At 61.5% G+C, this 22,881-nt stretch carries 19 protein-coding genes, 1 other RNA gene and 1 riboswitch; of the genes, 11 read left to right on the top strand and 9 right to left on the bottom strand.

Features of this window, described 5'->3' with window-relative positions; genetic code table 11:
- Positions 1–140: 140 nt before the first annotated feature.
- Together rnpB and rsmI are read right to left on the bottom strand one after the other, a co-directional pair.
- Positions 141–494: RNase P RNA component class A (gene rnpB / locus SC318_RS04965), an RNA gene on the bottom strand.
- Between the two features lie 96 nt (positions 495–590).
- Complete coding sequence (rsmI, locus tag SC318_RS04960; protein WP_320429877.1) at positions 591–1,496, bottom strand: 16S rRNA (cytidine(1402)-2'-O)-methyltransferase; 906 nt, start codon at positions 1,494–1,496, stop codon at positions 591–593.
- A gap of 176 nt (positions 1,497–1,672) precedes the next feature.
- On the opposite strand from rsmI, the gene SC318_RS04955 reads away from it, so the two are divergent.
- From SC318_RS04955 to SC318_RS04940, 4 genes are all read left to right on the top strand, one after another.
- Positions 1,673–3,484: a penicillin-binding protein activator gene (locus SC318_RS04955; RefSeq protein WP_320429876.1), complete on the top strand. Its 1,812-nt coding sequence runs from the start codon at positions 1,673–1,675 to the stop codon at positions 3,482–3,484.
- Entirely contained in the window at positions 3,484–3,855 is a 372-nt protein-coding gene (locus tag SC318_RS04950; RefSeq protein WP_124385193.1) for a YraN family protein, read from the top strand. The genes SC318_RS04955 and SC318_RS04950 overlap by 1 nt, the downstream gene beginning before the upstream one ends.
- A 92-nt stretch (positions 3,856–3,947) precedes the next feature.
- A complete protein-coding gene (locus SC318_RS04945; protein WP_007904374.1) occupies positions 3,948–4,541 on the top strand; it encodes a phosphoheptose isomerase in 594 nt (197 codons plus the stop codon).
- Entirely contained in the window at positions 4,538–5,119 is a 582-nt protein-coding gene (locus SC318_RS04940) for a BON domain-containing protein (RefSeq protein WP_124385192.1), read from the top strand. Before SC318_RS04945 ends, SC318_RS04940 begins: the two co-directional genes overlap by 4 nt.
- Positions 5,120–5,187: 68 nt before the next feature.
- On the opposite strand, the gene SC318_RS04935 is transcribed toward SC318_RS04940, so the two are convergent.
- Together SC318_RS04935 and SC318_RS04930 are read right to left on the bottom strand one after the other, a co-directional pair.
- Entirely contained in the window at positions 5,188–5,961 is a 774-nt protein-coding gene (locus tag SC318_RS04935) for a YiaD family glycine zipper/OmpA-like lipoprotein (RefSeq protein WP_124385191.1), read from the bottom strand.
- A gap of 178 nt (positions 5,962–6,139) precedes the next feature.
- On the bottom strand, positions 6,140–6,787 hold the full coding sequence (locus SC318_RS04930) for an MBL fold metallo-hydrolase (protein ID WP_320429875.1): 648 nt from the start codon (positions 6,785–6,787) through the stop codon (positions 6,140–6,142).
- A gap of 161 nt (positions 6,788–6,948) precedes the next feature.
- Between SC318_RS04930 and SC318_RS04925 the strand changes: the two genes are divergently transcribed.
- Genes SC318_RS04925 through SC318_RS04910 form a run of 4 tightly spaced genes read left to right on the top strand, consistent with a single transcriptional unit; the run spans position 6,949 to position 10,397 of the window.
- Positions 6,949–7,539, top strand: a complete 591-nt coding sequence (locus SC318_RS04925; protein WP_320429874.1) for a paraquat-inducible protein A — start codon at positions 6,949–6,951, stop codon at positions 7,537–7,539.
- Positions 7,536–8,180, top strand: coding sequence for a paraquat-inducible protein A (locus tag SC318_RS04920; protein WP_124385189.1), 645 nt, complete (start codon positions 7,536–7,538; stop codon positions 8,178–8,180). The genes SC318_RS04925 and SC318_RS04920 overlap by 4 nt, the downstream gene beginning before the upstream one ends.
- Complete coding sequence (locus SC318_RS04915) at positions 8,161–9,822, top strand: PqiB family protein (RefSeq protein WP_124385188.1); 1,662 nt, start codon at positions 8,161–8,163, stop codon at positions 9,820–9,822. Before SC318_RS04920 ends, SC318_RS04915 begins: the two co-directional genes overlap by 20 nt.
- Before the next feature lie 14 nt (positions 9,823–9,836).
- Positions 9,837–10,397 (top strand): PqiC family protein, encoded by a 561-nt coding sequence (locus SC318_RS04910; RefSeq protein WP_320429873.1) that lies wholly within the window; start codon positions 9,837–9,839, stop codon positions 10,395–10,397.
- A 12-nt stretch (positions 10,398–10,409) separates the two neighbouring features.
- Here SC318_RS04910 and SC318_RS04905 read toward each other — a convergent pair whose 3' ends face one another.
- The 5 genes from SC318_RS04905 to SC318_RS04885 form a co-directional block, all read right to left on the bottom strand.
- Complete coding sequence (locus SC318_RS04905; RefSeq protein WP_320429872.1) at positions 10,410–13,139, bottom strand: winged helix-turn-helix domain-containing protein; 2,730 nt, start codon at positions 13,137–13,139, stop codon at positions 10,410–10,412.
- Positions 13,140–13,392: 253 nt separating this feature from the next.
- On the bottom strand, positions 13,393–14,757 hold the full coding sequence (locus tag SC318_RS04900) for a DUF1329 domain-containing protein (RefSeq protein ID WP_306491660.1): 1,365 nt from the start codon (positions 14,755–14,757) through the stop codon (positions 13,393–13,395).
- Between the two features lie 42 nt (positions 14,758–14,799).
- The gene (locus SC318_RS04895; protein WP_124385184.1) at positions 14,800–16,659 is read right to left on the bottom strand and encodes a DUF1302 domain-containing protein; all 1,860 of its coding nucleotides are present in this window, start codon (positions 16,657–16,659) and stop codon (positions 14,800–14,802) included.
- 333 nt (positions 16,660–16,992) lie between these two features.
- Complete coding sequence (locus tag SC318_RS04890; protein ID WP_320429871.1) at positions 16,993–18,675, bottom strand: fatty acid--CoA ligase; 1,683 nt, start codon at positions 18,673–18,675, stop codon at positions 16,993–16,995.
- A gap of 642 nt (positions 18,676–19,317) precedes the next feature.
- The gene (locus tag SC318_RS04885; RefSeq protein WP_058409869.1) at positions 19,318–19,950 is read right to left on the bottom strand and encodes a LysE family translocator; all 633 of its coding nucleotides are present in this window, start codon (positions 19,948–19,950) and stop codon (positions 19,318–19,320) included.
- Positions 19,951–20,037: 87 nt separating this feature from the next.
- On the opposite strand from SC318_RS04885, the gene SC318_RS04880 reads away from it, so the two are divergent.
- The 3 genes from SC318_RS04880 (at position 20,038) to SC318_RS04870 (ending at position 22,875) form a co-directional block, all read left to right on the top strand.
- A complete protein-coding gene (locus tag SC318_RS04880) occupies positions 20,038–21,000 on the top strand; it encodes a 2-hydroxyacid dehydrogenase (RefSeq protein ID WP_413817605.1) in 963 nt (320 codons plus the stop codon).
- 31 nt (positions 21,001–21,031) lie between these two features.
- Positions 21,032–22,030, top strand: coding sequence for a methyltransferase (locus SC318_RS04875; protein WP_320429870.1), 999 nt, complete (start codon positions 21,032–21,034; stop codon positions 22,028–22,030).
- 51 nt (positions 22,031–22,081) lie between these two features.
- Positions 22,082–22,201, top strand: a riboswitch (yybP-ykoY riboswitch).
- A gap of 89 nt (positions 22,202–22,290) precedes the next feature.
- The gene (locus tag SC318_RS04870; protein ID WP_124361337.1) at positions 22,291–22,875 is read left to right on the top strand and encodes a TMEM165/GDT1 family protein; all 585 of its coding nucleotides are present in this window, start codon (positions 22,291–22,293) and stop codon (positions 22,873–22,875) included.
- Positions 22,876–22,881: the final 6 nt, after the last annotated feature.

Raw genomic sequence — 22,881 nt, 5'->3', positions numbered from 1 at the left:
GCTGCAGCTCAAAGTTAAAGTGATTTGTTAAGAGTAAGATTTTTTTGGTATTACGAAGACGCATCTGCCAATGATTTGGCAGGGAGGGATTCTTGCGTTACTACCGGTTTTCTGCCCGAGACTCGAGCGGAAAGAAAAAGGTGGAGAGTCGATCTGTAAGCCGGGTTCTGTCTTGAACAGTCATTCGTCTACGATGGCCATCACTGGACATCTTTAGCAACCTACCCGGTCCCAGCGCGGGCCACGCCTTGGGACCCTATTTGGTCTTGCTCCAAGTGGGGTTTACCTAGCCACGAACTGTTGCCAGTCGTGCGGTGCGCTCTTACCGCACCTTTTCACCCTTACCGGCACCGAAGTGCTTAGGCGGTTATTTTCTGTGGCACTTTCCGTAGGCTCACGCCTCCCAGGCATTACCTGGCACTTCGCCCTATGGAGCCCGGACTTTCCTCCCCCCCCTAATTTTCATAGAGGGCAGCGACTGTCCAATCGACTCTCCGCCGCGCAGGTTAACGGCAGGAGGGCCTCAGGACAAGTACTAAAAGTGCAGCATTGCCATCACGTTCGGACGAAACACCGGCCCGGCCCCGGAACTATTCGGCTTTCTGTTTATCGAGCGCAACCTGATACAACACATTCTTGCGCACCCCGGTAATCTCCGCTGCAAGGGCGGCGGCACGCTTGAGCGGCATTTCCTTGAGCAGCAAATCGAGGATGCGCATGGCTTCGCTGCCGACCGCATCTTCACTTTCCGGAGCCGTCCAGCCTGCCACCAGCACGACGCATTCGCCGCGCTGCTGATTGCTGTCACCCTCGACAAACCCACGCAGCTCTTCCAGCGGCAGACCCTTGAGGGTTTCAAAGGTCTTGGTCAACTCGCGCGCCAACAGCGCCAGGCGTGCGCCACCGAACACCAGCTCCATATCCTGCAGGCACTCCAGGATGCGATGGGGAGCCTCGTAGAAAATCAGGGTGCGCGGCTCTTCCTTCAGCGCCTGCAGACGCGCACGACGCCCCACCGCTTTGGCCGGCAGGAAGCCTTCAAAGATAAAGCGGTCCGACGGCAAGCCGGCTGCAGATAATGCAGCGATCAGCGCGCACGCTCCCGGAACAGGCACTACATTGATACCAGCGGAACGCGCCTGGCGCACCAGATGGTACCCCGGGTCGGAAATCAGCGGGGTGCCCGCATCGGAGATCAGCGCAACATCATCACCGGCCAGCAAGCGGGTGATGAAACGGCTGCCCTCCTCGCGCTCATTGTGTTCATGGCACGCCGCCAGTGGCGTGCTGATTCCAAAATGCTGCATCAACCGCTGGGAGTGCCGAGTGTCTTCCGCCGCGATCAATTTAACCTCGCGCAACACCTTCAGCGCCCGGGCACTGATGTCGTCCAGGTTGCCAATGGGCGTCGCCACGACAAAAAGCGAGCCTGCAGTGGAATTCAAAGGACCTGGAGCAGTCAAAACGCACACCTCGATGATTGGCAAAAGCCACATTGTAGCGCGTCAACGCGCTGAAAATATGCCGTCACGGCGGATGACGTTTCAGCCACTGTTAGTCAATTGCAACAATTGCACGACCTAAATCCACGGTTTCACGCCACGAACATCGCACCTGGGCCAGTGCTTGGGTACACTTCCACGCTAATTTGATCGGTATCAGGAACACTTACATGATCGCTTGCCTGCGGCTGCTCTCCGCCCTCTGCCTCGCTGCCTTGCTGGCCGCTTGCGCCAGCTCGCCCTCGTCCAGCCTTGGCGACCTTCCACGCACGCCCGACGCCAGTATCGAGCAACTGCTCGAACAGGCCACCTCCGCCAAAACGCCGGAAAAGGCCGCCTTGCTGCGCCTGAGTGCGGCTGACCTGGCCTACCGGCAGAACAACCCCGGGCGCTCCTCGCAGATTCTTGCGCAGGTGCCTCTGGATGTCCTGAAGCCCGCCGCGCAAGTGTTCGCCAGCACCCTGGCCGCCGAACTGGCGATGACCCGCAACCAGCCCAAGGCTGCGTTGTCGGCGCTGAACCACCCCAGCCTGCAAAGCCTGAAGGAGTTGCCGGTCGAACAGCAGATCCGCACCGGCACCGTGCATGCCCGCGCCTATGAAGCCGACGGCCAGACCCTGGCGGCGGCTCGGGAGCGTGTCGACATGGCGCCCCTGCTCACCGGCGACGCGGCCAACAGCAACCACGAAGCGATCTGGGTGTTGATTGCCGCACTGCCGACCGAGCAGCTGCAAGCCAGCGGCAACCCGACACTCGATGGCTGGATCTCCCTGGCCCAGGCGGTCAAGGGCGCCGGCACGCTGGAGCAGCAACAAGCCGCTATCGACACCTGGCGCGCACGCAACCCGGGCCATCCGGCCGCCGTGCAGTTGCCAACGCCCTTGACCAAACTCAAGGAACTGGCCAGCCAGCCGCTGACCAAGATCGCTCTGCTGCTGCCGCAGGAAGGCGCCCTGGCGTCGGTCGGCAAGGCGCTGCGTGAAGGCTTCATGGCGGCTCACTACCAGGCCGAACAGGCCGGGCAGAAGCCGCCAGTGATTGAGTTCTATGACAGCTCGCGCCTGACCTCCATCGACGACTTCTACGCCAAGGCCCAGGCCGCCGGCGTGCAACTGGTGGTCGGCCCGCTGGAAAAGCCGCTGGTCAAGCAACTCAGCGCACGCCCGCAATTGCCGATCACCACCCTGGCCCTGAACTACAGCGAGACCGATCAAGCCCCGGCGCAGTTGTTCCAGTTCGGTCTGGCCGCTGAAGACGAAGCCCGTGAAGTGTCGCGCCGTGCCCGTGCCGACGGCTTGCATCGCGCCGCCGCCATGGTGCCCCGTGGCGAGTGGGGCGAGCGTGTCTACAAAGCCTTCCGCCAGGACTGGGAAGCCAACGGCGGGACCGTAATGGGCGTCGAGTATGTCGATCAGCCCGTGGCACTGGCCCAGCAGATCGCAGACCTGTTCCAGTTGCGCAAAAGCGAAGGTCGCGCCAAGAGCCTGCAGAATACCGTCGGTACTGACGTTGCAGCCCAGCCTTCGCGTCGCCAGGACATCGAGTTCATCTTCCTGGCCGTCACCCCGCAACTGGCCCAGCAGATCAAGCCGACCCTGAACTTCCAGTACGCCGGTGATGTGCCTGTCTATGCGACCTCCCACGTATTCAGCGCCAGTGGCGACCGCAACCAGTACCTGGACATGACCAACGTGATGTTCTGCGAAACCCCTTGGCTGCTCAACACCACCGACCCGCTGCGCAACCAGGTCGCCGCCCAATGGCCGCAAGCCAATGGCAGCCTGGGCCGCCTGTATGCAATGGGCGTCGATGCCTATCGCCTGGCGCCACGCCTGGGCCAGCTCAAGGCGCTGCCGGACACCCGTGTCGATGGCCTTTCCGGCAACCTGGGCATCAGCGCCAACCAGCGTGTTGACCGCCAGATGCCGTGGGCGAAATTCGTTGGCGGCGAGATCCAGCGCCTGCCGGACACCCCGCGCTGATGCCCGAGCGGTCCAGCGCACAAAGCGGCAAGGATGCCGAACTCCACGCGCTGAGCTATCTGCAACAACAGGGTCTGCGCCTTCTGGCGCAGAACTGGTTATGTAAACGCGGCGAGCTTGATCTGGTCATGCTTGACGGCGATACAGTAGTATTCGTCGAAGTCCGCTACAGAAAACACGCACAATGGGGTGGCGCGCTCGCCAGTATCGACGGGCGCAAGCGTCAAAAGCTGATACTCGCCGCGCAGTTCTTTCTGCAAAAAGAGCATCGCTGGGCCGACAGCCCCTGCCGTTTCGATGTGGTTGCCATAGAAAGCACACCGTCGGGCCCCGCTGATCTGAATTGGCTCAAAGATGCCTTCGACAGCTGACACACCCGGCACCTTCACCCCACACTTTTGCTCTTTGCTTTGCGGGCTGCACATTTCTGTGCCAAACAGCCGCGCTAATTAAGGTCACACAGATGGACATGCAATCCCGAATTCGCCAGCTTTTCCAGGCCAGCATCGACACCAAGCAACAGGCGATGGACGTACTTGCACCGCACATCGAGCAAGCCAGTCAGGTCATGGTCAACGCCTTGCTCAACGAAGGCAAAATGCTTTCGTGCGGTAACGGCGGCTCGGCCGGCGACGCCCAGCACTTTTCCTCGGAGCTGCTCAACCGCTTCGAGCGCGAGCGCCCAAGCCTGCCGGCGATCGCCCTGACCACCGATTCGTCGACGATCACCTCGATCGCCAACGACTACAGCTACAACGAAATCTTCTCCAAACAGATCCGCGCCCTCGGCCAGCCGGGCGATGTGCTGCTGGCGATTTCCACCAGCGGCAACTCGGCAAACATCATTCAAGCGATCCAGGCCGCACATGATCGCGAAATGATTGTCGTAGCATTGACCGGGCGCGATGGCGGCGGCATGGCCTCGCTACTGCTGCCTGAAGACGTGGAGATTCGCGTTCCGGCCAATGTCACTGCACGCATTCAAGAAGTCCACCTGCTGGCGATCCACTGCCTGTGCGATCTGATCGACAGCCAACTGTTCGGGAGTGAAGAATGACCGTTAACCGCCTCAGCCTTTTGGCCATCACGCTGTGCCTCGCCATCAGCGGCTGCAGCACGGCAATCACCGCCACACGGGACACCCCCATCCAGGACGACAGGGGCACACGCACCTTCGGCAGCACCATCGATGACTCGCTGATCGAAACCAAGGTCAAGGTCAACGTTGCCAAAGCCGCTACAGACCTGGGCAACGGCGCATCGCGCATTGTGGTGACCAGCTTCAATGGCGTCGTGCTGCTGGCCGGGCAGACCCCGCGCGCCGAACTCAAGGCCCAGGCTGAACAAGCCGCCTCGACGGTGCAGCGGGTCAAGAAGGTTCACAACGAGCTGCAGGTCATGGACCCGATCACGCTGCTGGCCATCAGCAACGATGCCTTGCTGACCACCAAGATCAAGGCGCAGATGCTCACCGACAGCGCCGTTCCGGGCTCACGCATCAAGATCGTTACCGACAACGGCATCGTCTACATGATGGGCCTGCTGACCCAGGCTGAAGCCACCCGCGCGGCCAACCTGGTACAGGGCGTGTCCGGTGTGCAGAAAATCGTCAAGGTGTTCGAATACATCGACTGATGTAACCGTCACCCACAAAAAAGGGCGCCGTGCATGGACTGCACGGCGCCCTTTTTTGTGGCGATTGTTTACTGGTACTGCGAGTACGGGTTGCCCTGGAACTGGTTGTTCTGTTGTGGCGCCTGTTGCTGGGCACCTGGCTGGCCGTACTGCTGGCCAGGGATCGGACCAAGGTTCACCTCCACGCGACGGTTCTGGGCACGGCCATTCACGTCTGCGTTGCTGGCAATCGGGTTATCCGGGCCGGCACCCCGTGCGCTCAGGTTGGCGGCACTCACACCCTGGGAAGTCAGGTAGTTGGCCACGCTCTGCGCACGGCGCTGGGACAGGTCCATGTTCAGCTGACGGCTGCCGGTGCTGTCGGTGTAGCCAACGATCTGGATGGTGTTCTGGTTAAACTGTTTGAGGGAATTGGCCAGGTTGTTCAGCGGCGTGTAGAAGCTGCTGGAGATCGCGTCGGAGTTGGTGGCGAAGGTGATATTGCCCGGCATGATCAATTTGATCTGGTCACCCTGGCGCTGCACTTCAACCCCGGTATTGGCCATGCTTTCGCGCAGCTTTTTCTCTTGCTGGTCAGCGTAGTAGCCGTAGCCGGCAGCGCCAGCACCGGCCACTACTGCGCCAATCAGCGCGCCCTTGCCACGGTTGTTATGGTCAATGGCCGCACCGGCCAATGCGCCAGCGAGCGCGCCGAGGCCGCCGTACTTGGCGGTCTTGCTCATGCCGCTTTCGGAACCATTGCTGGCCTGTCCCTGGCTGCCGTCATAAGGATTAGGGGAAGCGCAGCCGGACAACAGGGCTACGGCGGTGGCGACAACAAGCAGACGACGCGGAGTGAACATGAAGGAAGCTCCTACTTTTGCATTCTGAGATGCAGAGGACATGGGCAATGGACCTGTGCCGGGTTTGGAACACGACAAGCGGTAAAAATTCCACGAGCGCCGCTTGTGCTGTAACAAAGCATAGCGAGTTTCACCTGAACCAAGGAGACACGAATGTGTTTCCGGCCATGCGCGTCAATCAAGCCCGCACAAAAGGGTTCTCCCGCATCTCATCGCCCAGGCACGTATCCGGCCCGTGCCCGGTCACCACGGTGGCGCCTTCATCCAGCGTATAGAGGCGCTGCTTGATCGAGCGCACGATGGTTGCCTGATCACCGCCCCACAAATCCGTACGCCCTACCCCACGCCGGAACAAGGTATCGCCGGCGATCAACAGTTTGGCGTCGGCAAACCAGAAACTCATCGAGCCTGGGGTATGCCCTGGCGTGTGCAGCGCCACGCCGCAACCAAAGGCCAGTTCTTCATCGTCTTCCAGCCAGCGGTCCGGGGACGGCACGGGCGTATAGGGCACGCGGAACATCTGGCATTGCATTTCCAGGTTATCCCACAGGAATTGGTCTTCCTTGTGCAGGTGCAATGTGGCGCCGGTCTTTTCCTTCAATTGGCCGGACGCCAGAAAGTGATCGAGATGGGCATGGGTGTGGATAATGCTCACCACCTTCAGACCCAGCGCTTCAAGACGCGCCAGGATCAGCTCGTGGTTGCCGCCCGGGTCGACAACGATGGCCTTTTTAGTGATCGGGTCGCCAATGATGGTGCAGTTGCACTGCAGCGGGCCGACGGGGAAGGTTTCGCGAATCAGCGCTGGTTTTTTTTCGGTATTCATAGGTGTCCTGCAAGCTCTATGGCACGTTCCAAGTACAGTATGGTGGAGCTTGCCCCCACGCTGGAAGCGATCAAGGCTGCGCTACTGCTAAGCTACGCAAACGCCATTGAACCCCACGGCAATCAGCAACACTGCAGTCAGTCGCATCTGGAGCAATACGTATGGCGAACCAACAGGTCATCTGCGAACACTGCGACTGCGTGTATCAAAAAGTCACGCTCGCCAGGCATCAAAAAGCCCTGTGCACCCGCTGCGACGGGGTGTTGCAGCGCTATAACGGCCTGTCCGTGCAACAGCGTCTCGCCTTGACCGTCACGGCGGCAGTGCTGTGGGCGTTCGCCAATTTCTATCCGGTGATGAGCATCAGCCTGCAGGGCCTGAAGAACAGCGCGACGCTCTGGGATTCGGTAGTCGCGCTGAGCCTGGGGCCCATCACGTTTATCGCCTTGGTAGCGGCGATTGCCATCATCATCGCGCCGGTGTTCCAGTTGCTGTTGCTCATTTGGGTGCTGGGTTTCGCCCTCAGGGGCACACGCTCGCCAGCTTTCAAGCTGTGCATGCGCTGGCTGGAAGCACTCAGGCCCTGGAGCATGCTGGAGGTGTGCCTGCTGGGCGCAATGGTGGCGGTGATCAAGCTGGCCGGCATGCTCGATGTGATACCCGGCATCGGCCTGTTCGCGCTGGCCACCCTTAGCCTTTTGCTGATCCGCATTGCCGGGCGCGATGTGCGCGACCTGTGGGACACCCTATGACCTCACCACCCACCGCCCGCGAGCTTAACCTGTGCTTGTGCCACACCTGCGGCCAGCCTTGCGACATGCGCAACGAACCCACCGAATGCGATCGTTGCGGCGCCCCCCTGCATCGACGCAAGGTGCAGTCCCTGACCCGCACCTGGGCCTACTTGCTCACGGCTCTGGCCTTTTATGTGCCGGCGAATGTGTTGCCAGTGATGAACACCACCATGCTCGGCTCCGGGGCAGACAGCACCATCATGAGCGGCGTGCTGGAGTTCTGGCAGCATGGCGCCTGGGATATCGCCCTGATCATTTTCATCGCCAGCATTGCCGTGCCTGGCATCAAGTTCTTGTCACTGGGGTTGCTGCTGATCACCGTGCAGCGCAATAGCGGCTGGGCGCGCAAGGAACGCTCCAAGCTGTTTCGGTTTATCGAGCTGATCGGTTACTGGTCGATGCTGGACGTAATCGTGGTCGCACTCGTGGCCGCGCTGGTGAAGTTCCAGGCCCTGGGCAATATCGAGCCGCGCCTGGGCATTCTGTTTTTTGGGCTGGTGGTCGTGTTCACGATGCTGGCGGCCATGAGTTTCGATCCCCGGCTGATCTGGGAAAATTCACACAATGAGGAGACCTCGGATGAGCTCATCCAAGGCTGACGCTGATATTGACAAGCCTGCGGGGCAACCCGAGATCAAGACACGCCGCTTCAGCGTTTCGCTGGTATGGATCGTGCCGATTGTCGCCGTGCTGGTGGGAGTTTCGCTGGTGGTTCATAGCGTGCTGCAACAGGGCCCGACCATCATCCTCAACTTCAAGACCGGCAGCGGGCTGGTGGCCAACAAGACGGAGGTGAAGTACCGCAGCGTGGTCATCGGCCACGTCACCGATGTCGCCTTGAGCGATGACCAGAAAAGCGTCAACGCCACCGTCGAACTGGCCAAGCAGGCTGAAAGCTTCACCCGCGAAGATTCGAAGTTCTGGGTGGTCCGCCCGCGCATCGGTGCAGGCGGCGTGTCCGGCATCGATACCCTGCTGTCCGGCGATTACATCGGTGCCGATATCGGCCAATCCAACACCCGCGCCAAACAGTTCAAAGGCCTGGAAAACCCGCCGCCCATCACCTATGGCGAGCCAGGCAAACGCTTCACCCTGCATACCCAGGGCCTGGGTTCGCTGGATATCGGCTCGCCCATCTATTACCGCAAGATCCCGGTCGGCCAAGTGGTTGCCTACGAACTGGACAGCGAGGGCAAGGGCGTGAATATCGAAGTGTTCGTGCACGCGCCCAATGACGCGTACGTCACCGAAAACACACGCTTCTGGAACGCCAGCGGTGTCGATCTCAATGTCGGGGCCAATGGTTTCGAACTGAAGACCGAATCGTTGTCGTCGATGTTGATGGGCGGGATCTCCTTCCAGGCACCGCCCTACAGCCCCAACGACAAGCCCGCCGAGGAAAACCGCAACTTTGAGCTGTTCGACGACCAGCAAAGTGCCCTCGCCCCGCCCAATGGCGAAGGGCAATACATGGTGCTGCGTTTTGACCAGGCCCTGCGCGGGCTGAGGGTAGGCGCACCGGTGGAATTCCTCGGTGTCGAGTTCGGCAAGGTGGTCTCGATCAACCTGGATTTCGATGCCAAGAAGCGCAGCTTCCCGGTCAACGTCGGCATCGTGATCTATCCGCAGCTGCTCGGCCAGGCGCACACCAAGCTGCTCAAGGCAATGAATCACAACCCGAACGATGAGGCGGCTGGTGTGCGCCTGATCGGCAGCTTCATCGAAAACGGCCTGCGCGCCCAGGCGCGCAGCGGCAACCTGCTGACCGGCCAGTTGTACATCGCCCTGGACTTCTACCCCAAGGCCGACAAAGTCGCGTTTGACCCGAACCAGCGCCCCGTGGGCATTCCCACCATCCCCGGCAACCTGGAGCAATTGCAGGAAAAATTCGAAGCCATCGTCAACAAGATCAGCCAACTGCCTGTCGAGCGTATAGCCGGCAATCTGGACGCCAGCCTGGTCGAGTTGCGCAAGGGCCTGGCACAGTTCAACGCCAAGACCCTGCCCGGCGTGCAGACCACGCTGGCCGACGTGAGCAAGACCCTGCAGTCGGCCAGTTCTACCCTGGCCGAAGACTCGCCGCAGCGCGAGCAACTGACCCAGACCCTGGATGAACTGGCACGCATGTCGCGCTCCTTGCGCGAGCTTTCGGATTACCTGGGCCGGCATCCGGAATCGCTGATTCGCGGTCGCGCCGATAACGCCGCGCCGCTTGACCTGCAAGGGCCACCCCGCAAATGACCATTGGAGCCGCCATGACATTGCCGTTGAAAATCACCCTGGTGACCGCCCTGCTGGTGCTCGCGGCCTGCCGCAGCGAGCCGATTGCATTCCACACCTTGACCCCGGCGCACTTGAATAACGCCACACGGGCGGATGCCGATTCGGTCCGTATCGAAAGCATCACCGTGCCGCCTCAGGTCGACCGCGCGCAGATCGTGGTCCGCCAGGGCGACAGCGGCCTGGCGATTCTGGAAACCCAGTGGTGGGCCGCCACCCTTGCCGACGAGCTGAGAAGCGCGCTGGTGGACCAGTTGGCCAGCAGCGATGCACGGCAAGCGGTGTCGTTGCGTGTCGAGGTGCAGCGCTTTGATTCGGTGCCCGGGCAGTACGCGCTGCTCGACGTGCGCTGGCGCCTGAGGCCGGCTGGCGGCGGTGATCGCCCTGCGCTGAGCTGCCGCTCTACCTTGCAGTCGCCCGCAGGCCCGAGCATTGATGACGTGGTGCTGGCGCACCAGAACAACCTCAAGCGCTTCGCCGCACTGATCAGCAGCGCGGCCGGCTCGTCCCTGCAGCAGTGCCCGCGCGCGCAATGAGCAGCGGCGGGGTCAGCCCAGTAAGCCCATCGACTTGGCCCGGGCCACCGCCTGGGTGCGGCGCTCCACGCCGAGCTTGCTGTTGATATGGCTGGCGTGGGTTTTCACCGTGTGCAGGGAAATGAACAGCTGATTACTGATTTCCTGGTTTGAACACCCCTGGGCGATCAGTTGCAGTACCGCCAGCTCCCGGGTGCTCAGGGTTTCAGCGCCAGGCGAGGTTTCAACGGCAACGATGACCGGTAGCAGCGCGAGCAATGCCTGATTCAACGCGTCATGTGGACGCTTGCCCAACTGCTCGCGCATCCAATCCGGGTATTGCTCGAGCAAACGCTGAAACGGTTGCAACGCGCCGCCCGCGCCGGCATCGAGTGCGCGCGCCAACACCGGTCTGGCCTTGGCTTCCTGACCACGCGCCAGCAGCAAATGCGCCTGCTGGGCCAGCGCCATCAGGGCGATCATCTGGCGCCCACTGTCGAGCGCCTGTTGCGCCAGGTCCTCGAGTCGTTGCAGCGCCACTTCGGGCTGATGGCGAATGGCATCCAGTGCGGCCTGTTGCAGCTCCACATGTTGTGGCAAGTGCGGATGAAACTCCGGCGCGGCGGCAGCCTGCTCGCCCGTGTACGTCTGCCCCAGCCGGATCAGCCACGCATCGGCAAGGTCGGTGCGGCCCTGGGCCAGCCACAGCTCGCATTTGATCAGGGTGATCATCGCCAGGTAGTAGATCGGCGGCACGTCCCAGATATGCATCAAGCGCTCGGCCTCGGCCAACTCGGCAAAGGCAGTGGAGAAATCGCCTCGCCGCCCTTCGAAGCTGGCGATCACGCAATGCCCGATCAGCACGCTGATGTCACGGCAGGCACGGGCTTCCGTCAGGCCGGCGCGCAACCGCGCAAGCCCGGCATCGGGCTGGTGACGCACCAGCAGCAGGTAGCCTTCATACAACCACAACCGCGCACGCACGGCGTACAGTCGCTGCGGCGCCAGCCCTTGCAGGCGCTGCAGGCCCTGGCGTACTTCCTCCAGGGCGCGCAGGATTTCGCCGCGCGCCTGTAGCACACGGGCACGGTCGTAATGGGCCAGCGCTTCAAACAGCGGGTTGCCCACGCGCTGCGCCAACTCCAGGGATTCGCGGTTCAGGCCACGGGCGCGCCACAGATCGCCGTCGGCAATCGCCAGGTTTGAAAGGGTCGACAGGCACATCAAACGCTGGCCGTAGCGCTTGTGCGGCAGGCTCTCCAGCGCCTCGTTGCAATAGCGCTGGGTCAACTCGCGGTCCCCTCGCCCACGGGCGATGATCCCGCTCAGTGCCAGCCATTGGGCCAACATGGATTTTTGCGCAGTGGCCGACGGTGCCGGCAGGAAGCGACTGAGGTAGCTGGACAGTTCCTGCGCCGCATCCAGCTGGCACGCCAGGCCCAGCGCCCAGCTGTAGAGCACGATCAATCGCGGCGTGCTGATCAGCAGGCTGTCGGGCAAGTCCATCTTCCAGCGCAGCAGCATGCCGATATTCTGTTCGGCCAGCAGCTGTTCCTCGGAGAGGTTTTGCACCAGGTTCGCCGCCACATCCAGATGACCGGCCCGTAGCGCCTGCTCCACCGCCTCGTCGATCAAGCCCTGGGCATTGAACCAGCGGCAGGCCCGCAAGTGCAGACTGGCCAGCGGCAGCGTGGCGCTCTTTTCGCGACGGGCGCGTAGCAGGTCGGAAAACAAGTGGTGATAACGGTACCAGTGGCCCTGTTCATCCAACGGCACCAGGAACACTTGATGCGCCCGCAGGTAGCGCAGGATTTCAGGGCTGTCATGGGCTTCACGGACCGCGTCGCACAACTCGCTGCAAAAACGCTCCTGGGGCGCGGTGTCATACAGGAACGCTTGCACCTCCGTCGGCAGGCAGTCGATGACTTCTTCGAGCAGGTAATCGCGAATCAGCCCTTCGCCGCCGTTCAGGCCCTGGGGCAGAGCGCTTTCACTGCCGGCTTCGGAGGCGGCCAACAGCCAGAAACGCAGACCGGCGACCCAGCCCTCGCTGCGACGAATCAGGTTTTCCAAGGCCTCACCGCGCAACGAACTGCTATGCCGGTGAAGCACGGCCAGGGACTCGTCATGGGTCAGGCGCAGGTCCTGTTCATGCAATTCCAACAGGTGCCGCGACAGGCGCAGGCGCGCCAGGTGCCAGTCCGGGCGCTGGCGACTGGTCACCAGCACCACCAGGCCGTCGGGTAAATGATTGAGGAAAAACTGCAGGCAACGGTCCAGCACCGGCCCCTGGGCCAAGTGGTAGTCATCCAGCACCAGCAGCAGCGGCGCCTGGACGGACAAGTGCACGGTCAGCTCATCGAGCAGGCCATCGAGCCATTCTTCAAAGGCGAAGGGTTGGTGACGCTGACGCATTTTCAACAGGCCCAGGGACTGGGCGCCGAGTTGCGGGAAATACTGCCGCAAGCCTTCGAGCAGGCGCTCGAGAAAACGGCCAGGATCGTTGTCCCTTGGGCTCAGGCCGAGCCACAGGTTTTGCCAGTGGGCGGGCAGGCTCTGGCAGAACTCAACCGCCAGCGAACTCTTGCCAAACCCGGCCGGCGCGCTGACCAGCAGCAATCGCCCTTCCAGGCCGGCACCCAGGCGTTCACACAGGCGCGGACGCAGCACGTAGCCGTCAGGCAGCGGCGGCCTGTAGAAACGACCTTCCAGGGACGGAATTACCGCGCTGGCAGGCCCTTGGATTCGGGACAGATCAGTCATCGCCGGGCTCTTGTAGAAGGCTGTTGTCGGCACTGCAGATGTCCGCAGACTAGCGGTAAAAGCGGCGGGATTGTAGATCTTTGCAACAAATGCCTGAAAAAGAACTGCGACAAGAAATATCCCTGCACACGCCACAAACAAAAAGTGGGAGGGGGCTTGCCCACGATGGCGGTGTGTCAGCCAACGCTTGGTTGACTGAACCACCGCCATCGGGGCAAGCCCCCTCCCACAGGGGTATCAACATAGGTTCGGGTTAGCGAACACCGTCCTGGCGCAGGGCTGCCGGGGTGAAATCGCTGGTGGTGGCGGTGAAGCCGAAGTCATAGGCCTGTTTCTCTTCGTTCTTCATGCCCAGGGCCAGGTAGCGTCCGGACTGCAGATCGTAGAGGGTTTCGAGGGCGTACCACGGCACTTGCTTGTCGTAGTAGTTCTCGGCATGGGCTTCGGCGACGCGCCACAGTTGGCCACGGCCGTCGTAGTGGTCAATCACGGCAGCTTGCCAGGTGTCCTCATCGATAAAGAAGTCACGCTTGGCGTAGATGTGGCGCTGCCCTTCCTTCAAGGTGGCGACCACGTGCCAGACGCGACGCAGTTCATAGCGGGTGAGGTCCTGGTTGATATGGCCGGCCTTGATGATGTCGGCGTACTTGAGCTTCGGATCATCGATCTTGTAGCTGTTGGAGGCGATGTAGATTTCCTTCTTGCCTTCCAGCTTCCAGTCGTAGCGGTCCGGCGCGCCGTTGTACATGTCCAGGTTGTCGGAGGTACGCAGGCCATCGGCAGCCGTCCCCGGCCCGTCGTACGACACTTGCGGCGCCCGGCGCACACGGCGCTGACCGGCGTTATAGACCCACGCCGAACGCGGTTCCTTAACCTGGTCGAGGGTTTCGTGCACCAGCAGTACACCACCAGCCAGACGCGCTGGCGCGGTGACTTGCTGCTTGAAGTAGAACAGCACGTTGCCTGGGTTTTTCGGGTCGAAATCCTTCATCTTGTCGCGGAACACGAACTGGTCGCGGAAGTACACCAGGCTGTAGGAACCGTTGGTTTGCGGCGTGGCCTGGGTGACCAGGCGGGTCACGCTGCCGCCGCGATAACGGGTGATGTGGTTCCAGATGACTTCAACGCCGCTTTTGGGAATCGGGAACGGCACGGCGGTCTCGAAGTTTTCCAGGCCGTTGCCGCCAGACACCAGGTTGGTGGTGGTGGCGTTTTTCTTGATAGCGGCGAACACATCCGCCGGCACGGTTGCGCCGCGATGGGTCGGATAGACCGGCATCTTGAACGAGTCCGGGTAACGCTTGAACATCGCGTACTGCCCCGGCGCCAGCTTGTCTTTGTATTGCTCCACGTTCTGCGCGGTGATGGTGAATTGCGGCTGTTCGCTGGCGTAAGGGTTGGCCAGGAAACCTTTGGCATCCACGGCGCCCGCGTTGGTTGGCAGCGGCGTCCATTTCGGAATGGTGCCCGCTGCGTTACCGGCCATTTCGGCGCCCATCGGGGTCAGGCTGGTGCCCAGCTTGGCCGCTTCATCCGCCGAGACTGCCGCCATGACGTTGCTCGCCAGGATCGACAGCCCAAGCACACCCACGTGCAACAGACTTTTTGTTATTTTCATACTCTGGTCTTCCTGAATACATGCCACTTGGAAAGAGTGTGCTTAGAAGTTGGCGCCAAAGCTCAACGCGACAAAATCCCGGTCATCCACGGTGCTGAACTTGCCACCAAAGAAGTTGGTGTAGGCCAGGCTCGCGGTGTAGGTGTTCTGGTATTCGGCGTCCAGGCCCAGGCTGACCGCCTTGCGCCCTTCTTCGAAGTTGCCGCCAGGGCCTGGCGAGTAACCTTTGACGTCATGGGACCAGGCCACGTTGGGCTTGAGGTTGACGCCCGCGAACACGTCCGGGTACTCCCAGATGGCACGGGCGCGGTAGCCCCAGGAGGTGGCGGTGGTGTAGCCGTCGTTGTTGCAGTTGGTGTTCAGGCCCGCCGCGTTGGGCAAGCCGGCGCCGTTGGCGGTGGAGTTGTTGAGCGCGTTGCAGAAGCCGCCTGGCAGGGTACCGGGCCCGAATACCGGATCGCGGCCGTAGCGCGCCTGGGATTTGCTTTCCAGGCCACCCACGTGGGTCACGCCGATTTCACCGACGGTGGTCAGGCGGCTGGCGCCCATCACTTGGTCGAAGAAGTGTGTGAAGGTGGTCTGGAACTGGGTCACTTCCTTGCGGTTGTAGCCGTGCAGGTCCTGGCCTGGCGTGCCCTTGAGCACGGACGCATTGCCAAAGCCCGGGATAGGCGTGACGCCGGCAAACAGGATGTCGGTGGTGCTCAACTGCACCGGTGCGTTCGGACGGTAGCTCAACTCACCGCTCCACGCGGTGCCGGTTGGCAAGGTGGTGGAGAAGCTCAAGCCGTACAGGCGGATATCTTCCGGATACTCGACGAAGTAGTTCGAGCTGCCCGCCACGATCAGCGGACGCAATGCGCCCAGCGGGCCCAGCGGACGGGTGTAGGCCGCCGATGGCGCGCCCTGTGCACTGAAGATCGGCGCACGGCTGTGGTAGTTCATGAAGTAGGCGCCGAACTCGGTATCCAGCGGCTCGAAGTTGTAATGCATGGCCACGCCGAACTGGCCGCTGTCGCGGGCATCGCGGTCCGGGCCACGGCGCACCAGCACGCCCTCGCTGTTGACGTCCACACCCAGCGCGCCCAGGGTCGGCAGAGCCGCGGCTGGGATGGTCGAGCGCTTGTTCAGCACCCGCAGGTTGTTGCTGCAACCATCGGAAATCACGTCCGGCTGCGAGAAGAAGGTGCCGCAGTTATCGGTAACGGTCTGGTCCCATTCCAACTGGTAAAACGCCTCGGCCGACAGGTTGTCGGTGAGCGTCTGAGACACGTAGAACATGTTGACCGGAATCAAGCCTTCCTTGATTTCGGCGCCTGGACGACGGAACGCCGATACGTCGATCGGGTTGATGGAGTTGATACCGCCGCCAATGAAAGTACTCTCGCCCCAGCTCACTACCTGCTTACCAAAACGCACCGAACCCGGCGCATCGGCGATCGAGTAGTTGTGGTAGACGAACGCATCGAGGATCTGCCCGCCCGAGGACTTGGCGCCTTCCTTGCGGTTGTTGTCGCTGATGTCCTTGAACGGACGGCTTTCGTCCTTGAGTTCAAAGTCGTACCAGTACTTGCCACGCACAAACACACCGGTGTCGCCGTACTTCAGTTCCAGGTCGTGAATGCCCTTGAAGATCTTCGAGAACGTTTCTCCGCGCTTGAAGTTCAGGTGCCCGTCATCGGAGGTCTGGGACAGGCCCTTGCCGCCGTTGTTGGCGCCGATCAGGTCGCGATTGGCCTTGGACGTGCTCCAACTGGCGCCTACCGAGAGGGATGAGTCGAAACTCCCCTCGATTTCACCGATGTTGAAACTGACGCCGAATGCGGGCCCGGCGAGCGTAGAAGCGAGACTGACGGCCAAAGGCAGTCGTGCCCGGCGCCAGAACTGGTTTACTGAGGTCATCGACGCTACTCCATGTGCATTTTATTGTTATGGCAGTGAGCTCTTTCTGAAGATGCATGTAACGGCCGGGATACAACGATTCCAATGCCGAGCGACAACCGGGCCACCCTCACCCGAAGCGCAACATCTACGAAAACTCTGGAAGGGACTATAGCCAGCAGGGGGTAGTGCTTGATCCCTCTAAAGTGTGATTTGCATCACCAACCCGTCTGCCACGACCCTTTCGCCACGCCGACGAAGGTCGACGCGGGAAGGATGGCTGAAATTCGGCAAATCACAAGTAAAGGCTTGAGATAGAGCAGCGCCGCGCCCGAACAGGCGCGGCAGGCAGCGTCAGAGGGTCGACAGGAAGGTGCTGTTGTTGGCCTGCCATTCAATGATGTCGATGCGGATACGTTTTTTGTCGAGCTTGCCGACGCTGGTCTTGGGAATTTCAGTAACAACGGCGATCTGACTCGGAATCGCCCACTTGCTCAGGTGGCCCAATTCAACGAACGGCTTGAGGTGCTCCTTGAGCTCTCGGGCGCCTATCACATGGCCATCACGCAACACCAACAGCGCAAACGGACGCTCGCCCCACTGCGGGTCGGCAATCCCCACCACCGCTACTTCGCGTACCGCCGGGTGACGACTGACCAGGTCTTCCAGGGCCAGGGAAGAGATCCATTCGCCACCGGTCTTGATCACATCCTTGATGCGGTCACGGATGTCGATCACGCCGAACGCGTCCAGGGTGGCGACATCACCGGTGTGCATCCAGCCCCCGGCCCACAGCTCGGCGCCCTTTTGCGGCTCGTTGTAATAGCCCTCGGTAAGCCAGGGTGCGCGCAATACCAGCTCGCCCTGGGATTCGCCATCGGCAGGCAAGAAGTTGCCGTCGGCGTCCATGATCGCCGCCTCCACCAACGGGCCGGGCACACCGGCCTTGATGCGATAAGTGGTGCGTTCGTCTTCGCTGCCGGCCATCAGCTCGGCATTGAGGTGGGCACAGGACACCAGCGGCCCGGTCTCGGACATGCCGTACGCGGCGGTCAATTGAATGCCACGGGCCTTGGCAGCTTCGTACAGCGAACGGTTGAGCGCGCTGCCGCCGATGACGATTTTCCAACCGCCGAAATCCACGTCTTGCGCAGCTTTGGCGTTGAGCACCATTTGCAGGATGGTCGGCACGCAGTGAGAAAAGGTGACCTTTTCCTTGCGCCACAGCTCCACCAGGTATTCCGGATCGTACCGGCCGGGGTACACCTGCTTGAGGCCGAGCATGGTCGCCACATACGGCAGGCCCCAGGCATGCACGTGGAACATCGGCGTGATGGGCATGTAAACATCGTTGGTGCCCAGCAAGCGCACGCTGTCGACGCTGCCCATGATGGTCGCCACGCCGATGGTGTGCAGCACCAGTTGGCGGTGGGTGAAATACACGCCCTTGGGGTTGCCGGTGGTGCCGGTGGTGTAGAAGGTGGTGGCGACGGAGTTTTCGTCGAAATCCTCGAAGTGGTACGTCGGGCTCGCCGCGGCCAGCAGGGTTTCATACTCGCCCACCAGGTTGGGCAGATCGGCCGTCTTGCTCTCGCCGTCAGTGATCAGCAAGGTCTTGTCGACGCTGGTGAGTTGCCCGGCAATCGCCTGGTAAAGCCCCACGAACTCGCTGTTGACCAGCACGAAGCGGTCGTCGGCGTGGTTCATGGTGTAGAGAATCTGCTCCGGCGACAGGCGCACGTTGATGGTATGGATCACCGCGCCGATCATCGGGATGGCGAACATGCACTCCAGGTAACGGTGGCTGTCCCAGTCCATCACCGCCACCGTATCACCGGCCTTGACCCCGGCTTCGGTCAGCACATTGGCCAGGCGCGCGACGCGTTCGATCAAGGTCGGGTAGGTGTAGCGCAGTCTGTCGCGGTAGATGATTTCCCGGGTCTTTTCGTAGCGGGTACCGGACATCAACAGGCGCTTGATCAACAGCGGGTATTGGTAAGCGCCTTCGGCGGGTGGGATGACACGGGTCTGCAACATACGAATCCCTTTTATGACTGCGCGGTCTTGGCTTGAAGACCTGCACTGTAGAGACGTTATGTTTCAGCCAAATCAGCCAAAGGAATGATTTGCAGGACCCAGCAAATACTAGCTTTGGGCCATCAGTCTGAACTGATGAAGATCAAATGTGGGAGGGGGCTTGCCCCCGATGGCGGTGTACGATCGTTCCCACGCTCCCGCGTGGGAATGTAGCCCGTGACGCTCTGCGTCACCCGTGCGCAATCGCCGAAACGTGCAGCGGTGGCGGAACGCGGAGCGTCCCAAGAGGCATTCCCACGCAGAGCGTGGGAACGATCAATTCTAGATTCATGAAGATCAAATGTGGGAGGGGGCTTGCCCCCGATGGCGGTGTACGATCGTTCCCACGCTCCTGCGTGGGAATGTAGCCCGTGACGCTCTGCGTCACCCGTGCGCAATTGCCGAAACGTGCAGCGGTGGCGGAACGCGGAGCGTCCCAAGAGGCATTCCCACGCAGAGCGTGGGAACGATCAACATCATTCTGGATTCATGAAGATCAAATGTGGGAGGGGGCTTGCCCCCGATGGCGGTGTTTCAGCCAAGTATTTATCAGCTGATCCACCGCCATCGGGGGCAAGCCCCCTCCCACAGGATTCGGGCAGGCTACTTCATGCTGGTAAACGCCAGCTTCACCCCGATCGCAATCAGCACCGCACCCATGGTGCGATCAAACCAGTGCCCCATCTTCGCAAAGCCGGCGCGCACGCGCTGCTGGCTGAACAGCATCGCCACCAGGCAAAACCACAGCGCCGTCGCCACCGCCAGGTACACGCCATAACCGGCCTGCACCGCCAACGGCGTGTGCGGGTTGATGACCACCGTGAACAGCGACAGGAAAAACAGCGTGGCCTTGGGGTTCAAGCCGTTGGTCACGAAGCCCGCCGTGAACGCGCCGCGAGGGGTGCGCTCGCCCGCCTCGCGATGCAAGTCGCCTTCGGCGGCAGGCTTGGCCGGTTGCGCGCGCAGCGCCTTGAAGCCGATATACAGCAGGTAGGCCGCTGCCGCCCATTTCAGCGCATTGAACAGCACGATGGACTGGGACACGATCAAACCGATGCCCAGCAACGAGTATCCAACGTGCAGAAAAATCGCCGAACCGACGCCCAGCGCCGTCCAGGTACCGGCGCGACGGCCATGGGTCACGCTTTCACGGACCACCACGGCAAAGTCTGGCCCGGGGCTGGCCACCGCCAACAAGTGAATCAAGGCTACGGTCAAAAACTCGGCGACGTACATGCTCACTCCATTAAGTAACTGATTATTTCATCTGATAGGCTCAGCAGATTACGCCTTCGAACCTCGTCGCAAAAGGTACAGTTGATCATGAACAATCGCCGCGCCGTCTTCCTCGATCACCCCTCCCTGGACCTTGGCGATCTCGACCTTCGCGAGTTGCGCGCCTGCTTCAGTGAGTTGCAGTTGTTCGAGCAGACCACGCCGCAGAATGTGCTCGAACGCTTGCAGGGCGCTCAGGTGGCCATCAGCAACAAAATCCCGCTTAACGCCCAGACCCTGGCGGCTTGCCCTGAGCTCAAGCTGATCCTGGTCTCAGCCACCGGCACCAACAACATCGACCTTGAGGCCGCCCGCGCCCACGGCATCACGGTGAGCAACTGCCAGGGCTACGGCACGCCGTCGGTGGCCCAGCACACCATCATGCTGTTGCTCAACCTCGCCACACGCCTGAAGGACTATCAACGGGATGTGGCCCAAGGCAAATGGCAGCAGGCCAAGCAGTTCTGCCTGCTGGACTACCCAATTGTCGAGCTGGAAGGCAAAACCCTCGGCCTGCTCGGGCATGGCGAGCTGGGCGGCGCCGTGGCACGCCTGGCCGAAGCGTTCGGCATGCGCGTGTTGCTCGGCGCCATACCCGGCCGCCCTGCCCGCGCCGACCGCGTGCCATTGGATGAACTGCTGGCGCAGGTCGATGCGCTGACCTTGCATTGCCCGCTCAACGAGCACACTCGCGACTTTATCAGTGCGCGCGAGCTGGGATTGCTCAAGCCCGGCGCGCTTATCGTCAACACCGCACGCGGTGGTTTGATCAACGAACAGGCCCTGGCCGATGCGCTGCGCAGTGGGCACCTGGGCGGAGCGGCCACCGATGTGTTGAGTGTGGAGCCTCCGGTCAACGGCAACCCGCTGCTGGCCGCTGATATCCCTCGGTTGATCGTCACTCCCCATAATGCCTGGGGCAGCCGTGAGGCGCGGCAACGGATCGTCGGGCAATTGAGTGAAAACGCGCTGGGCTTTTTCAACGGCGCCCCGCTGCGCGTCGTCAGTTGATAAACTGCGTCCCTTTTTCAAGGAGCAGACCATGGATCCGCGCAGTGAAGTACTGCTTCGCCAGGCCGAACTTTTTCAAGGCAACCTGTTGCTGGTCGGCCTGCCTGCCGACGATCTGCTCGGGCGCCTGCCCAACGCCCGTGGCTGGTGCTGGCATGCCGGTGACCAGGCGGCGCTTGAGGCGCGTTTTCCCGAGCGCAGCCAGTTCGGTGTGAATGTGCCCGAGCGCGGGTTTGATGCGGCGGTGATTTTCCTGCCCAAATCCAAAGACCTCACCGACTACCTGCTCAACGCCGTGGCCGCACGCCTGCCCGGCGCCGAGCTGTTCCTGGTGGGCGAGAAAAAAGCCGGCATCGAAAGCGCCGCCAAGCAGATGATCCCCTTGGGCAAACCGCGCAAGCTGGATAACGCGCGGCATTGTCAGCTCTGGCAGGTCACTGTGGCGAACGCGCCGCAAGCGCACGAACTGCAAAGCCTGGCGCAGACCTTCGAAGTACCGCTGGCGGACGGGCCGCTCAAGGTGGTGAGCCTGCCGGGCGTGTTCAGTCACGGCCGCCTGGACCGTGGCACCGAGCTGTTGCTGGAGCATCTGGACAAGCTGCCCAGCGGGCATTTGCTCGACTTCGGCTGCGGCGCCGGCGTTTTGGGCGCCGCGGTGAAACGTCGCTACCCGCATAACACCGTCACGATGCTGGACGTGGACGCCTTCGCCGCTGCCAGCAGCCGCCTGACCCTGTCTGCCAATGGCCTGGAAGCCGAGGTGTTGACCGGTGACGGCATCGACGCCGCGCCAATGGGTTTGAACGCGATCCTGAGCAACCCGCCGTTCCATGTCGGTGTGCACACCGACTACTTCGCCACGGAAAACCTGCTGCGAAAAGCAGGTAAACATCTGGCAAAAGGCGGCGAACTGCGCCTGGTCGCCAACAGCTTCCTGAAGTATCAGCCGCTGATCGAAGAGCATCTGGGCATCTGCGCGGTCAAGGCCGAAGGCAACGGCTTCCGCATTTACCGGGCCAAGCGTCCCTGACAGGCGCTTGAAAAAGAACGCTTGCCGAATGGGTTTTGCCTAGGCAGAATCCGCTCCGTCCTAGGGGAGTAGTCTCCTTTGAGCCCCACGCTCATCCGGCATACGTCAACATACTTGGTCAGCAGACCATGGCGTATGCGACCCAGGAGTCCGCACAGACGGACCGGGGTTTGACAAGACCTATGACACGCACACCTTACCCGGGGCGGGAAGGCTGTACGTGTCATAGCCGTGTCGACCCGCCCCTGGAAACCTACCTGATGCTGGATTCACTGCTCGTTCCTACCGCAATCGTTGCCCTGGCCGAAATCGGCGACAAGACGCAACTGCTCGCGCTTATTCTCGCTGCTCGCTTTCGCAAGCCCTGGCCCATCATCGCCGGCATCGTCGCCGCGACCCTGGCCAACCATGCGGCGGCCGGTGCTGTGGGGGCCTGGTTCGGGAGCTTCTTCTCCGATGCGGTGCTGCACTGGATTCTAGCGGCAAGCTTCTGTGCCACGGCGCTCTGGACCCTGGTGCCGGACAAACTCGACGATGACGAAGCCAGCACCACGCGCAAGTTCGGGCCATTCCTGACCACGTTGATCGCGTTTTTTATCGCAGAAATCGGTGACAAGACCCAGATCGCCACGGTGATGCTGGCGGCTCAGTATCCGGAATTGTGGCTGGTGATCATCGGCACGACCCTGGGCATGTTGATTGCCAACGTGCCGGTGGTGCTGGCGGGGAATTTTGCGGCGGAGAAACTGCCGCTGACGTTGATTCGCCGATTGGCGGCTACGGCGTTTTTCGTGCTGGCAATCGTGGCGGTTTACAAAGCCATGCAAAGCAGTGGCTGGATCTAATCCATG

Source organism: Pseudomonas sp. MUP55 (genome assembly GCF_034043515.1).
Taxonomy (GTDB): Bacteria; Pseudomonadota; Gammaproteobacteria; order Pseudomonadales; family Pseudomonadaceae; genus Aquipseudomonas.
This window is presented reverse-complemented; position numbering and strand designations above follow the sequence as displayed.